At 57.3% G+C, this 14,578-nt stretch carries 9 protein-coding genes and 1 rRNA gene; 4 read left to right on the top strand and 6 right to left on the bottom strand.

Features of this window, described 5'->3' with window-relative positions; genetic code table 11:
* Positions 1–115: 115 nt before the first annotated feature.
* From B5F54_RS12540 to B5F54_RS12520, 5 genes are all read right to left on the bottom strand, one after another.
* On the bottom strand, positions 116–475 hold the full coding sequence (locus B5F54_RS12540; protein ID WP_087234597.1) for a DUF805 domain-containing protein: 360 nt from the start codon (positions 473–475) through the stop codon (positions 116–118).
* 532 nt (positions 476–1,007) lie between these two features.
* Positions 1,008–3,206 (bottom strand): Tex family protein, encoded by a 2,199-nt coding sequence (locus tag B5F54_RS12535; protein ID WP_087234596.1) that lies wholly within the window; start codon positions 3,204–3,206, stop codon positions 1,008–1,010.
* A gap of 4 nt (positions 3,207–3,210) precedes the next feature.
* Complete coding sequence (locus B5F54_RS17705) at positions 3,211–4,314, bottom strand: GNAT family N-acetyltransferase (protein ID WP_172749733.1); 1,104 nt, start codon at positions 4,312–4,314, stop codon at positions 3,211–3,213.
* 166 nt (positions 4,315–4,480) lie between these two features.
* Complete coding sequence (locus B5F54_RS12525; RefSeq protein WP_087234595.1) at positions 4,481–5,839, bottom strand: TasA family protein; 1,359 nt, start codon at positions 5,837–5,839, stop codon at positions 4,481–4,483.
* A gap of 423 nt (positions 5,840–6,262) precedes the next feature.
* On the bottom strand, positions 6,263–10,102 hold the full coding sequence (locus tag B5F54_RS12520) for an MGH1-like glycoside hydrolase domain-containing protein (RefSeq protein WP_172749732.1): 3,840 nt from the start codon (positions 10,100–10,102) through the stop codon (positions 6,263–6,265).
* 544 nt (positions 10,103–10,646) lie between these two features.
* Between B5F54_RS12520 and rrf the strand changes: the two genes are divergently transcribed.
* Together rrf and aroF are read left to right on the top strand one after the other, a co-directional pair.
* Positions 10,647–10,763 (top strand): 5S ribosomal RNA (gene rrf / locus B5F54_RS12510).
* 246 nt (positions 10,764–11,009) lie between these two features.
* On the top strand, positions 11,010–12,029 hold the full coding sequence (aroF, locus tag B5F54_RS12505) for a 3-deoxy-7-phosphoheptulonate synthase (protein ID WP_087234593.1): 1,020 nt from the start codon (positions 11,010–11,012) through the stop codon (positions 12,027–12,029).
* Between the two features lie 284 nt (positions 12,030–12,313).
* Here the strand turns inward: aroF and B5F54_RS12500 are convergent, their stop codons facing one another.
* On the bottom strand, positions 12,314–12,565 hold the full coding sequence (locus tag B5F54_RS12500) for a helix-turn-helix domain-containing protein (protein ID WP_087234592.1): 252 nt from the start codon (positions 12,563–12,565) through the stop codon (positions 12,314–12,316).
* A 98-nt stretch (positions 12,566–12,663) separates the two neighbouring features.
* Here B5F54_RS12500 and B5F54_RS12495 point away from each other — a divergent pair, with 98 nt between their 5' ends.
* Together B5F54_RS12495 and B5F54_RS12485 are read left to right on the top strand one after the other, a co-directional pair.
* Positions 12,664–13,140 carry a hypothetical protein gene (locus B5F54_RS12495; protein ID WP_087234591.1) on the top strand — a complete coding sequence of 159 codons (477 nt, stop codon included), beginning with the start codon at positions 12,664–12,666 and terminating at the stop codon, positions 13,138–13,140.
* A 315-nt stretch (positions 13,141–13,455) separates the two neighbouring features.
* Positions 13,456–14,490: an ABC transporter substrate-binding protein gene (locus B5F54_RS12485; protein WP_087234589.1), complete on the top strand. Its 1,035-nt coding sequence runs from the start codon at positions 13,456–13,458 to the stop codon at positions 14,488–14,490.
* Positions 14,491–14,578: the final 88 nt, after the last annotated feature.

Genomic DNA, 14,578 nt, shown 5'->3' with positions numbered 1-14,578 from the left:
TCACAGACAACAAGCCCTTTCGGCTACTTAAACAATTTTTACTTTCAAATATTGTCTAACTTTTGGGGGTCACTTCATTCTGGAGGCTCCGGGCGTATTTCTTTTTTTCTCTCTATCAATACATCCCTTTGGGATTGGGGCCATACTGGTTGGAACCGGGCTGGCTGTCCATGCAGGCAAACACAAGCAGGATGAGCGAACCGATGCCGGGGATCAGGTTCAACAGCAGGAACCAGGCGCTCATATTGATGTCGTGCAGCCGCCTTGCCCAGAGGGCGAGGAACGGGAGCAAAATAGCCAACCCATAAATCGTCTGGACCACACCGAAGACGGAAAGGAACCTGGTCAGGATGCTCAGGATCAACGTAATGACGAAGTTGACGAGGACGGCCATCCAGAAATCCCTGCGGCGGGTACGGCCGGAAAAGTTTATATAGTTGCGGAACATATTCACGTAGGGCTGAAAGAAATCCATGGTGACGGCTCCTTTTCATCATTTGTGTCCAATTATAACATAAGCCGCTCTAAAAAGGAAGTCCTTTTGTGCAAAATACACTTTAACAATAAGGATGGTCTTCCCTATGATTCCCTTTCTGCCTTGCAAAGATGTTTGCTTGTTCCGGGCACTTCTGTGGGACGAAACATAAGTCCCGCCTGTCTTTTTCGAACGCCCCCTGTGGAGCGGGAACGAATCCCTGTTGGCTTTCTTAGAGCGTCCCCCGTGGAGTAAGAAATATCAGGATTCCGCTTCGCTTACTTGGCTCTCGCTGGAGGCGCGAAAGACGCTGTGCGTCCGCGAAATGGCACTTCGTGCCCGCCGGAGGTGCGAAAGACGCTGTGCGTCCGTGAAATGGTACTTCGTGCCCACCGTGAGGCGGGAAATGAGTCCTCGTTGGCTTTCTTAGAGCGTCCCCTGTGGAGCGGAAAATATCACGATTCCGGTTCACTTCCGCGGCTATCGCCGGAGGCGCGAAATGACGCTGTGCGTCCCCGTGGAGCGGGAAATATCAGGATTCCGCTTCGCTTACGTGGCTCTCGCCGGAGGCGCGAGGGGCACTGCGTGCCCGCATGGTGAGGGAAATGCGCTTCTTTTTGGTGTCTACGGAGAGCACCCAGACCTTCACAATGTCGCCGACCTTGAGCACCTCGCTGGGGTGTTTGATGTACCGGTCGCTGATCTGGGAGATGTGTACCAGGCCGTCCTGGTGCACCCCGATGTCGATGAACGCGCCGAAATCGATCACGTTGCGCACGGTTCCCATCAGCTCCATGCCGGGCTTGAGGTCCTCCATGCTCAGCACGTCCGTGCGCAGCAGGGGCGGCGGCAGCTCGTCGCGCGGGTCGCGCCCGGGGCGCAATAGCTCTGTGACGATATCCCGCAGGGTCGGGACGCCGGTGTCCAGCTGCTTGGCAAGCGCCTCCTCGCCGGCCTGTGCCACCTTGTCCCGCAGGCCGTCCAGCCTTCCCGCGCGCACATCCTCCAACGTGAAGCCACAGCGCTCCAAGAGGGCCTTCGCCACCGCATAGCTCTCCGGGTGCACGGCAGTATTGTCCAACACGTTTTTGCTCTCGCTCACGCGCAGGAAGCCCGCGCACTGCTCAAACGCCTTGGGGCCGAGCTTCGGCACCTTCTTGAGCTCCGACCGGCTTTGGAATGCGCCGTTCTCCTCGCGGTACTTCACAATGTTCTTCGATACGGCGGACGATACGCCGGAAACCTTTTCCAGCAGGGCCGGGGACGCCGTGTTCAAGTCCACGCCCACGGTGTTCACGCAGTCCTCCACCACGCCGGAGAGCGCCTCGTTTAAGCGCTTGGGCGGCATATCGTGCTGGTACTGCCCCACGCCGATCGCCTTCGGGTCAATCTTGACCAGCTCCGCGAGCGGGTCCTGCAAGCGCCGCGCGATGGAAACCGCGCTGCGCAGGGTCACGTCGAAATCCGGGAACTCCTGGGCGGCCAGCTTGCTGGCGGAATAGACGGACGCGCCCGCCTCGCTCACCACCATGTATGAAACCCCGGCGCCCAGCTCGTGGATCACTTCCGCGGCAAAGATTTCGGTCTCCTTGCTGGCCGTACCGTTGCCGATGGCGATCACCTGCACCCCGTGCTTGCGGATCAACTCGGAGACGGTCTTCTTCGCCTCCTCGACCTTCGCCTTGGAATGCGTGGGATAGATCACGCCCGTATCCAGCACGCGGCCGGTCGCATCCACCACCGCCACTTTGCAGCCCGTGCGGTAGCCGGGGTCCAGGCCCATCGCCACGCGCCCCTTGACCGGCGGCTGCATCAAGAGCTGGCGCAGGTTGACGGAAAAGACCTTGATCGCGGCTTCGTCCGCGTTTTCCGTCAGGGTGTTGCGCACCTCCCGCTCGATCGCGGGGAAAATCAGGCGGCTGTAAGCGTCCTCGGCCGCTTCGCGCACCGCGTCCGTGCAGGGGGACCCCTCCTTGACCGCGACCGAATACACGATGTTCAGCCCGCGCGCCGGGTCCAGCGCCACGCTCACCTTCAAGAAGCCCTCGCGTTCGCCGCGGTCGGCCGCCAGGACGCGGTGCCCCGCCAGCTGCCGCAGAGGTTGCCGGAAGTCGTAGTACGGCTCATAGACGGATTCCTCCTCCGGCTTGGCGGCCTTGCTGACCAGCTCGCCCTGCGCCATCGTCACCACGCGCAAACGCTTGCGGATCCCGGCGTCGTCCGAAATCCACTCCGCGATGATGTCCTTTGCGCCCGCGAGCGCGTCCTCCGGCGTCTCCACGCCCAATTCGGGGTTGACGTAGGCTTCCGCCAGGTCGATGGGGTAGGAAGCCGTTGGGTCCTGCTTGTAGATTTCCTGCGCGAGGGGCTCCAGGCCCTTCTGCCGCGCCACGGACGCGCGCGTCTTGCGCTTCGGCCGGAAGGGGCGGTAGATGTCCTCGATCTCCGACAGGGTCGAAGCGCCGTCCAGGGCCGCGGCAATCTCTTCGGTCATGCTGCCCGCGGCCGTGATGAGGCTCGCCACCTCCTGGCGGCGTTTCTCCAGCCCGCGCAGGTATTCCAGTCGCTCCGCAATTTCGCGCAGCGTCTGGTCGTCCAGGGAACCGTGGGCCTCCTTGCGGTACCGCGCGATAAACGGGATGGTGTTTCCCTCGTCGATCAACTCTATGACCTTTTCCACCTGCCAATTTTTGAGGTGGAACTGCTCTGAAAGTATCGTTACAAAATCCATCCGCTCACCATACCCTTGCCATCTGCGCCGCCGCGCTCTTCGCCTGCTCCATCCGCTCTGCGACCTCTTCCGGCGGGAGAAGGTCCGTCCCCTCTGCAAAGAGGCAATCGAAGCCCGGGATGCCGAAGAACTGCGAGAGGGCCTTCATCTCTTTTTCGCCCAACTCCAAACCGGACGCCGCCCCGGTATAGAGGCCGCCCCGGGTGGTCAGATAGAGCAAACGGCTCGCCTTGCAGCACCCGATGCAGCCGGTATCGCCCTCGCCATAGCGGAACGTGATTCCCGGCACGGATACCGTCTCGATATACGCTTTCAGGATGGCCGGGAAGCTCAGCTCCCACATGGGCGCGGCGACCACGATGCCGTCCGCCGCGGCGAACCGGCGGGCCTCGGCGAACTCCGGCGCGTCGATCTTGCCTTGACTCTTGAGCGCCTCCCGGCGTTCCAGCTCTTCGCCGCGGATGCAATGGATGTCCGCCTCTGCCAAGCGGACCACATCGACGGTATCCTGGGGATGCGCCTTCCGATAGGCGTTGAGGAACGCGTCCGCCAGTTCGCGCGTCCGGCTGCCCGTGCGCAGGCAGGTATCCACATACAGGAGGGTGCGGGGCGCAACCCATTTTTCCATCACATAGTCGTCCATCACAAAGCCGTTGCCGATGTCCGTCACGAGCGGATAGGCGACGGTAAAGCCCCGCGACCGGTAGCAGGCGATGGACCCGTCGTTGTGTTTATTGACCGTGAGCCAAATTTTCCGCAATCCCTCGCGGCGGCAGAGGTCGGTCATAAAGGCGATGCCGTGGGATGCGATCCCCTTGTGCCGGAAGGACTTTTCCACATAGATTTTGCTGAGGAACAGGCTGTCCCCGTCGCGGCGGATGCCGGTGTACCCGGCCTTCTGGCCGTCGTATAAGAAGAAATAGTAGTGATACCCTTCGTTTGCCATCTGTGCGCGCATGGCCGGGGCCGACTGGAATTTTTCAATCATGTAAGCGGTCTGCTCCGCGCCGATGATGGGGGTAAAATGATCCGTCCAGATGGGCTTTGCCAAAGCGGCCAGCTCGTCCACCTGTTCGGGAAAGACTTCAACCATTTGGATAACAGGCATGGAATGTTTCTCCTTTTTCTTGGATTCTTGGGTTCTATTATACGTGCTTTTCCAAATGGACGCAAGAAGGCCCCCGGCATATGCCGGGGGCCTCGATTTGCAAGAAATGCTCACTCGTGCCGGACTTCAGACGAAATCCGTGCAATCCTTGTGGATTCTCTACTTCTTATCCCAAGAAGCCAAAGAATGCTTCCGCTGTATCCACTGCATTGAGATTATCTCTCTCTGCCACATACTGCGTCAGGAACAGGGCAACCTGTACATCCATCGGGTCGGCCGTATTCGCCGCAAACGTGGTGATGCCATTGGTGTTGTCCTTCAGGCGCAGGTTCATCATTGCCTCATTCAGATTGTAGGTAGCTTCCTGAATATCGGAATAAGAAGCGCTCGGATCCGCCTGGACTTCTTTCGCTCTGGCAAGCGCCGCGCGGAATTTCTCTATACCGGCTTCTTCATATTGGCCCGCGTCAACAGCAGGTACAATGGATTCTGCCTTTTCGATGATATAGGCCAGATTCTCATCCGGGCTCTGTTCCATCACCAAGTTCACACTGCTGTCCATCAATTTCTCAAATGCGTTCGCAATCTCATCGGCGGTCGCATCCGCATTGTCCAGCACGTCCTTGGCCTGGTTCATGGCATTTACAAAGTCCTGCCATGTGTCAGGGAGGAAATTTCCTTCCAGCGGGAGCAGTATGCTCAATTTATCATACAGATCCTGCAGCAGGTCCTTATTCACTTCATTAATCTCAATGTTATCCGGATCGCCGCCATCGGTCGTATCCATCTGATAGGCGTTCAGGACAAGCTTGCCGTGGTAGTGCTGGCCCTGGTAGGCGTTGCCGGCATTCTCCGGCAGATAGCCCGCGATCACATAGCGCACGCTTTCGCCCGCCGGGATCATCACGGTTGTGTATGTATCGCGAGCCCCATCGTCCGCGCCTGCATAATCCGTGTTCAGGTTGACATCCGCAACCTGCGTCCAGGCACCGGAGTTCGGGTCGTTTCTATTATAATAGACAAACACCTTGAGGGCTTCCTTCAGGCCGTTGTCACATGCCTCCGTCTTGCCCTGGGTGATGGTGAAGCCATCCTCGGTCAGAGCCGGCTCTCCGTCTGCACAGCCTTCGCCCAATTCCAGGGAAATCTGCACCTTGGTGGGCAGGGTGCCGTCGTTTGTGATGACGACCGGCTTAAAGTAGGCCGGAACAGGATCGGCATAATCGCCAGGGTATACGCCCGTGGTGTTGTTCTGCGTGACGTCGTTGGTCCATTTGTCCGAACCATTGCCCGCCAGTTCCGCGTTGAAATTTTTAAGCTGCATCGGGCGGAGATTATCAAAGGTTAAATCTGTGGACGCAGCTTCGCCCGGCTTTACACTGATGTCCAATATGCCGGCCGTAAAATTCGTGTTTACCTTTTCCGTATCTGTGAACCATGCCATTGTTCCTCCCGCCAATAGGCACAGAACCAGCAATACAGATATACCCGATAGAATCGCTCTGCTCTTTTTGGTCTTTTGCATGATGTTACCTCCATTTCATTTTCTAACCAGTTTGTCCGAACAAAAGGATTTTTCCTCTTTACGGGTAGTTCGTGTCTAGTATAGCATAAAAGATCATAAAAAGATATACCCAATCTATAAATTTTAAATATTTTTTTCTCTTTGTTCTGTCTGTTTTCGTTAAGTTTCTACCTAATTTGAATCGCTGCCCTACGAATTTCGCGTTTATATTTACCTTTTTAGATCCTTTACATTTCCTATTTATTCCTGAGAATCCCTTTGCCAACACAGAATAAACCGTGCAGGCATTTCCCTCTATCGAGCGAAAACCGTTGTAACATATTCTACAAACACAAAAAGCCCCAACCCTGGGAACTCCCGGGGTTGGGGCCTTACCGTTATCGGGAAGAAGTCTTCCCTTTTATTTTGATGTCCAGTCCACGATTACGCAATCGTTACCGTGCAGTGCTTTGTAGCGTTCTGGCCCGGCAGGGTCGTATAAACGCCCGTGCTCTGGCCCGGCGTGCCGATGGCATAGACTCTGTAATAGTAGTCGTTGCCGATCTTCGCCACGAACTGCGTCTTGAGCACATCGCCGTTGCCGACCGTGAAGCTCGGCGTCATAGCGTTGCCGTTGACCACGGTCATCTTGAAGCAATACGCCTGGCCGTGCTTCAGCGTGAAGTTGACCGTCGTGTCGGAAACCACATAGGCGTTCGCCGCCACGCTCTGGCCTGCGGAGACAACGCCCGCTGCGCCGTACGCATTGCCAATGTTCGCGGACGTGCTGCCGCCGGAGCTGCCGGCGTTCGAACCGCCGTTGTTCACTTCCACCAGGTTGGCCTTTGCTGCACGCGCCTGTGCGACCGCGTTATCCACAACAACCTGGCCCTCTTCTGCGTCGAGGGTCTCGTCCGCCAGCAGGGTCTTCAGGTTCGCGATCGAAGCGGCAACCGCTGCATAGCTCGTCGCTGTGTAGTCGGAAGCATCCAGTGCTTCGAGCTCGTTCAGCAGAGCTTCCAGCTCGGTCTTGTCCGCCTTCTTGCGCAGCGCTGCCATGGCCTCGGTCAGCGTCTGCGCCGCCGCGTCGATCGTCGCCTGCGCGTCGTCCTTCGTCAGCGCCTTTGCTGCATCGAGCGCCGCCTGGAAGGCCTCCTGGCCGTCCGGCAGGTACTTGCCCTCTGCGATCTCCGCTGCAACCGCTTCCGCCTTCTCGATCAAGTCGTTCAGGCTGCTCCGATCGGAGGCACGCACCAGGCCCTCCGCTGCGTTCAGCAGGCCGTCGTATGCCTTCGTGACGTCCGCTTCCAGCGGCTCATCCTCTGCAAGGACTTCCGCTGCCTGCGCCATCGCGTCGGCAAATGCCGCCCAGCTGCTGCTCGTGAAGTCGTCCTCCACCAGGCCGCTCAGCAGGTTATACAGTTCTTCCAGCGCGCTCGCGTCGCCCGCCTGGAAGTCCAGATAGTGGATGACGTTCAGCAGGCCGCTCCAGGCTGCATCGATCTGCGCCTGGGTTGCCGCGTCGTCGGCCAATACTGCCGCCGCTGCGTCGTAAGCCTCCATGAAGGCTTCCTTTGCCGCTGTGACCAGCGAATCGACCGTGCCGTCGTCCACATAGGTCTTCGCGTAGTTGTAAGTCTCTTCCAGGATGCGTTTGTCCGTCACTTCGAATACGAAGTCCAGATTGACGGAGCCGTTTTCGACCGTCGCCGTGTAGGTGTACGTATCGCCGCTGATGAGCTGCGGTTCGCCGCCGTTGATGGTCACGGAGCGGAAGTTCTTGCCTTCCACGCGCGGCGCAAAGGTCAATTCGGCTTCCGTGCCGTCTGCGACGTCCTTCATTTCGAACTTGCCGAGCAGGTCCGCGATCTTCTGCGGCTCGCCATTCACCGTCAGGGTGACGTCTTTGCTGTTGTACGTCGCCGTCAGGTTCTGCTCTTCCGATGCAGGGATCGGCAGGGCGTCCTGGGAGGTGGTTTCATTGCCGGCCAGCGTGTCTTCAAACAGCAGATAGAATGCCGCTGCGGACCAGCTGAAGTTCTTGGTGTGCAGGCCCTCGCCGGTCTCCGGGTTGTAGTTTTCACGGATGGGGCCGTCGCCCAGCAGGCCTTCCGTATTGTCGAACAGGCGGTAAGCCGCTTCTCTGGCTTCGTCCTCATAGCCGTAGTTCTGCAGGGCCTCTACCGCGTACAGCGCCTGATCCAGCCAGACCGGGCCTCTCCAATAGGTGCTCGGGCTGTACTTGTCGTTGTCCGCAGAAGCGGTTGGGAACGGAACCGGACGGTAGAATTTGTCCTCGTCCAGCATGTTTTCGGCAACGCGCGCAGCCTTTTCCGGCGTGGCGAGCTTTGCCCACAGCGGGAGCCAGCCCTCAGTGCCCTTGCCGCGGTTGACCAGCAGTTTCTTTTCGCTGCCGTCTTCGTTGGTCTGGAGGTCGTAGTAGAAGCCGGTCTCCTCATCGAACATGTTCGTGTTGATGTAATCGCGGACGTATGCCGCTTCCTTTTCGTACTTGGCAACGTCTTCGTCGTAGCCGAGCACTTCTGCCATGGACATCAGGAACGCTTTCTCCGCATAGAGGTAGGAGTTCAGGTCCACGGATTCCTGGTTGATGCTGTAGCCGACGATTTCATTATCGGCATTGCGCACCGGGAAGACATGCACGCCGATGTCGTCCGGGCCGTTGCCCTCTTTGTCAAAGCGGGTGGCGTTGTCCATGCCGCTTTCCCATGCAGCTGCCTCGATGATGGCGTCCTCGTCAAAGAGCGGTTCGCCGTTCCCGTCCAGCAGGATGTTGCCCTCGCGGTCATACTGATAGTGGGAATCGTGCACCATGGCGCCGTATTCCGCAATGCCGTTGTGGTCGACGTCGCGGTTGGTGTACCACCAATTGTGGTAGGCGACCAGCTTCGGATACATTTCCTCGAGGAAGGCCACGTCGCCCGTCTGGCGGTAGATGTTGTAGACCGCCCATGCCGCCAATGCTGGTTTGGAGTTGCGTTCGTTCCAGTTGCCGCTGTCGCCGCCGCGCTCCGGTCCAAGGTTGTAGAAGATGCAGTCAACGATCGTGCCAGCGTCCTGCGGGCGGACCGGGTCGTCCGGGGTGATCTGATAATCGAAGTGTGCGCGGATATTATCCTCTGCGGCCTCAGGGTTGAAGCGGGCCATACCGGTCGCCTGTTTCCAGGAATCCCAGCCCCACAGGCCGATGAACCACTGGTAGGATTTGGACGGGACAATGCCGCCGTGCTGCAGGGCGCCCGCCGCGCTGATCCAGTTGGTCATCAGGGTTTCGATAGCTTTCACAGCCGCGTTTTTGTACGCCTGGTCCACGTCCGCGTTGTCGATGGTATCGACATAGCCCTGCCAACGCTCGCTGTTTTCCACAAAGTAGCCGTCGCCGCTGGCCAGCATGTCCGCGGTTTTGTCCGCTTCCTCTGCGGCCTCTTCGTCCGTGAAGGTAAAGCTCTGCGTCTGGTAGGTCACATAGGGCTCGTCCGGCTCCACGGTGATGGGCGCTTCGAATGTGCTTTCATAGGAGAGCGCATCCTCGGAGACCTCCGTTGTGACCGGCTGGTCAAAGCGGATGTTAAACTTGTTTTCCTCTGTGGTCATGTAGCTCCAGATCTCGCGGATGGTTTGGAAGTTTACGGCTACGCCGTCGTCCGTCGCCTCCAGAGAGGTTCCGGAGGGGGAACCATACGCGTCGTATGAGTCAAAGATGGAGCCGGTCTGCTTGAGGTTCAGTTCCAGTGCTTCGTCCGTCTTATTGTCGATGGTGGTCCGGATCAGCGCCGTGCGGCCGCTGGCGAAGATCAGTTCCAGTTTGAGATCGATATCTTCCAGTTCATAGCCCTGCACCAGCTTACCGGGATAGGCGTTGACGGTCGCTGCGGCGTCCGCCAGGTTATAGGCCGTCCCGTCAGTGCCTGTAATAACCCATTTCCCAATGCATTCGGATAGGTTCACCGGGTATTCTTCGGCAAAGATCACCGGGCCGGCAAAGCCGCCGTAAGCGTCCGTGGCGTCTTGGGGATGCAGATAATAGCCATGCCAGGCGCCCATGTCGCAGAAGTTATTGTACTTATTGGTGCTGTAATCCCCATAGATGTCCGGCTCCGGCACGCCGGTCATATCCAATACATTGGCATAGCCGATCGGTTCCGGGGCAAGGATCGAATCCTCCTGCGCTGCCGCGGCCGCAAAAGCGCCGCCTGGAATTGTGCCCGCAACAAGTGTGGCACACAGGAGCATTGCAAGTGCAGAACGGTGCAGTTTTTTCATGAGACTTCCTTCCTTTCAAAATGTTTCGATCTGCGGGAATCGCTGGGTCCCCAGCAAGCGCTTGGAGAGGGCGCCGCGCCTCTTCCCGCTGGAGGCGGCAGGGGTCGGTTGGATGGCCTCCCTTCTTTTGAAAGATTTCCAAAAATAAAAAACCCTATAAAAGAATTTCAGGCAGAACGATCCATATCTTAATAAAGGCGAAACGAAATATGTGAACAGATGAATGTTTAATAGTATATTAACATTTACAAATTGTAAAGTAAAGAATACTCGTGCATAATATATAACCATTCTTTTTGTTATATTGCATAAATTCTGATCGCATATTGATTGATAAAGCAGTTTTTGATAATATTATATGAATAGAAAAATTTATGGCGGGATGTTGGGCGGCCAGCAGGCCAAGCGCCCCAGGAAACCGTTGCCACAGAGGGAAAAAGGGCTTGTAAAAAATTTTTCAGAAAAATTGAAAAAAACGCTTGCATTTTCAAATATCCTGTGCTATTATATGGGAGTCGCCAGTGAGGACGACAAGAATTGAATAGTTGGTGTCGATGACGATGAGGGTCCACCCGTTCCCATCCCGAACACGGAAGTTAAGCTCATTAGTGCCGAAGATACTTGGCTGGCGACGGCCCGGGACAATAGGAAGGCGCCAACATCAAAGCAGTCACCCAATAGGGTGGCTGTTTTTTTATAATTTCATATGCTTTTTTGCCGTTTTTGCGCAGCCGCGCCAGATCTGCGTGGCGCAATTGCGTGCCGGGCGCATGTTCTGCAACAAACCGGAAACAACATCCATGCAGAGGTTTTGTAGATCCCCCTTGTTTTTTTGCACGGTTTTCTATATAATGTTATTTAGCGCTTTAAAGCATAAAGTAATAAAAGTACAGACAGGAGTGATCGTATGATTATTGTCATGAAACACGGCTCCACCCAGGAGAACGTTGATAAAATCGTAGAAGTCCTGAAGGCACACGGCCTCGGGGCAAACCTTTCCACTGGCGCCCAGGCGACCATCATCGGCGTGCTGGGCGACAAGAGCAGGCTGGCGGACGCCAACCTGGAATTGATGGACGGCGTGGAGAAGTGCGTGCCCATCATGCATTCCTATAAGCTGGCCAGCCGGGAGATGTGCCCGGATGGGCGCGTTGCAGAGGTGGGCGGCCAGAGGATCGGCGGGAAACAGCTGGTCCTGATGGCGGGCCCCTGCGCGGTCGAGAGCGAGGAACAGATCCTGGAGGCGGCCCAAGGGGTCAAGGCAGCGGGCGCAACATTCCTGCGCGGCGGCGCGTATAAGCCGCGCACCTCGCCGTATGCGTTCCAGGGCATGGAGGACGAGGGCTTCAAGCTGCTCCGCAAGGCGGCGGACGCCACGGGCCTCAAGGTCGTCAGCGAAGTGATCTCCCATGACCAGATCGACACGGCGGCCAAATACTGCGATATGTTCCAGGTGGGCGCGCGCAACATGCAGAATTTCCGCCTGCTGCGCGAGATCGGCCGCTCGAAGGTGCCGGTGCTGCTCAAGCGCGGCATCGCCTCCACGATTGAGGAATGGCTGGACGCTGCCGAATACATTATGAGCGAAGGCAATTATAATGTTGTATTATGCGAACGCGGAATCCGTACCTTTGAAACCGCCACGCGCAATACGCTGGATGTCTCCGCGGTGCCGGTGGTCAAGGAGCGCAGCAGCCTGCCGATCATCATCGACCCCTCCCATGCGGCGGGGAAATCGCGCTACATTGAAAGCCTGTCCCTGGCGGGGATCGCCGCCGGGGCGGACGGCCTGATTATCGAAGTGCATCCGGAGCCGAAGGTCGCCATGAGCGACGCGGCCCAGCAGCTCACCATTCCGGAATACCAGGCGTTGGTCAAAAAGGTTGGCGCAGTGGCCGCCGCCGTGGGAAGGGAACTGCCCTGCTGAGCGGCCGCAGGGGCTGGCTGCGGCTTTGGAATGCCTTCCAAGCGGGCGGCGGCTCCATAAAGCGGGGGAAGTTTTCCACAGGATGGAAGCTTCCGGTGGAAAACAAAGCCGCCCCGGGATTTCCGGGGAAACGGTTTCCCGGGGAATAAATTTCATATAAGGGACCATGGAATGGCAATCGATGAAGCGGGCCCCGTTCTCCCAAGTGGAGGGCGGGGCCCGTTTTGTGCATTTCCGGCAGAGTTGTCCGCACGGAAAGCGCCTGCGGGATGCGCGCAACCCGGTCAGCCCATTTCGCCCAGCGTCAGCCCTTCAAAAAAGCAACCGTAGCTGCAATGGTAGATCTGATGCAGCGCAACCAGCAGGCGGATCGGGATATTCAGCTCGCCGGTTTCGTAGCGGGAATACAGGCCCCGCGTGGTGGAAAGGCCGAGGATGCCCAGCCGGGCCACCAACTGGTCCTGTGTCAGCCCGTTCGCCTTTCGGAGGCGGCGCAGGTTGTTTCCCATGTTGAGATCGGCCTTTAATTTTTCCATCAGGAGCCCTCCTCTGCGGCCATTTCCCATATACAAGGATGCGTATCTATGTTATGCTAAATAAGAAATAAACGCAAGCGGAAGGGCAGGGGGCAGCGATGCGCGCCGGACAGAAGGGCCATTACAAGAATTGTTGCTTTATGGGGCACCGGGATGCACCCGATGGGTTGTATCCCCTGCTGCGCAAGGAAGTGGAGAGGCACATCCTGCAATGCGGGGTGAACCGCTTCTTTGTCGGCACCTACGGCAATTTTGACCGCATGGCGGCTTCCGTGTTGGGGGAGATCAAAGCGCGGTATCCGCACATCCGCTTCTATCAGATGCTCGCCTATCCGCCGGAGCAGGAGTGGATGGAACTGCCGCCCGGCTGCGAACGCGCCGTCTATCCAAAGAAGCTGGCCCGGGTCCCGGAGAAGGCGGCGATCCCGGTCCTGAACCGCATGGTGGTGGACGCCTCCGACTACGTGATTGCCTATGTCTACCGCGTTTCCAACGGCGCCTATCAGACATGGAAGTATGCCCGCCTGCGGGAACAGCGGGGATTGCTTTGCATAAACAACCTGGCGGAATTTTGAACGGGATAGGGGTTTTATCTGGAACCATCATGTGAAAAATGCCATGCAAATGTAGGAACGTTCCTGCGTTTGCATGGCATTTTTCCTTATATTGAGGGGGAAAACGGGCGGCTGGGACGCGCTTTTGGGAGGCCGGCCAAAAAAGGAAGAGCGGAATGGTCTGCTAAAATATTGTAAATTCCGGTTTTGTTATCGTAAAGACTTTAAAAACCAAACCGGATACAATAGAGACAACGAAAGGGGAACGGCCCCGGGGAGGCGGAGAATCCGGCCGGCCCAAATCAAACAGTCAAAGTTACATAGGAGGAACGATCTATGAAAATGAGAAGATTTGCAGCAGCTATCCTTTCCGTATTGATGTTTAGCGCATGTGTGACCGGATGCGGAAGCACGGAAGAAACCCCCGCAGCAACCGACGGCACCGCTTCGACCGAGAGTACAAGCGATACGAACGCAGGCGGCGCGGACGACGGAAAATTGAAAGTCGGCTTTGCACAGATCGGCCAGGAATCCGGCTGGCGCGACGCGGAGACCGCTTCCATCCAGTTCTATGCAGGCCAGAATTTGGATACCATCGATTTCAAATTTGCAGATGCACAGCAGAAGCAGGAAAATCAGATCAAAGCAATCAAATCCTTTATCGATATGGGCGTTGACGTCATCGGCCTGGCGCCGGTAGTAGAGACCGGTTGGGACGCCGTATTCACCGAGGCAAAGGACGCAGGCATCCCGATCATCCTGGTAGACCGTATGGCGGACGTCCCGGAAGACCTCTATGCAACGTTCATCGGCTCTGACTTCATCGAAGAGGGCAAGAACGCAGCCGACGAAATGGCGAAGCTGATCGGCAACAGCGGCAAGATCGTACAGCTCGAAGGCACCGTGGGCGCCTCCGCTGCGAACGACCGCAAGAAGGGCTTTGAAGATCAGATGGCAGCGGAATATCCGGACATCGAGATCATCGCATCCCAGACCGGCGACTTCACCCGCGCAAAGGGCAAGGAAGTCATGGAGTCCTTCCTCAAGACCTATGGCTCGGACATCAAGGGCGTTTATGCGCACAACGACGACATGGTACTCGGCGCAATCGAGGCCATCAAGGAAGCCGGCCTCAAGCCCGGCGAGGACATCAAGACCGTTTCCTGCGACGGCGTCAAGGCGATCTTTGAAGCAATGGCTGCCGGCGAAGCAAACGTCACCATCGAGTGCAACCCGCTGCTCGGCCCGGTCTTCTTCGAGACGGCCCAGAAGCTTGCAAACGGCGAAACCGTTGAGAAATGGATCAAGTCCGAAGAGGGCATCTTCCGTCAGGAGACCGCCGCAGAAGACATCAAGACCCGTGTCTATTAATTTGATTTCTCCTTCACTTTCTTTCTTCTTCATTTTATAAATTTTACCGATTCTGTGAAATCCGCCCCGCCTGTTGAGACGGAGGCGG

It is taken from the genome of Anaeromassilibacillus sp. An250 (genome assembly GCF_002159845.1).
GTDB classification, from domain to species: Bacteria; Bacillota; Clostridia; order Oscillospirales; family Acutalibacteraceae; genus Anaeromassilibacillus; species Anaeromassilibacillus stercoravium.
The sequence above is the reverse complement of the archived record's forward strand: the minus strand, read 5'-3'. Positions and strand labels throughout refer to the sequence as shown.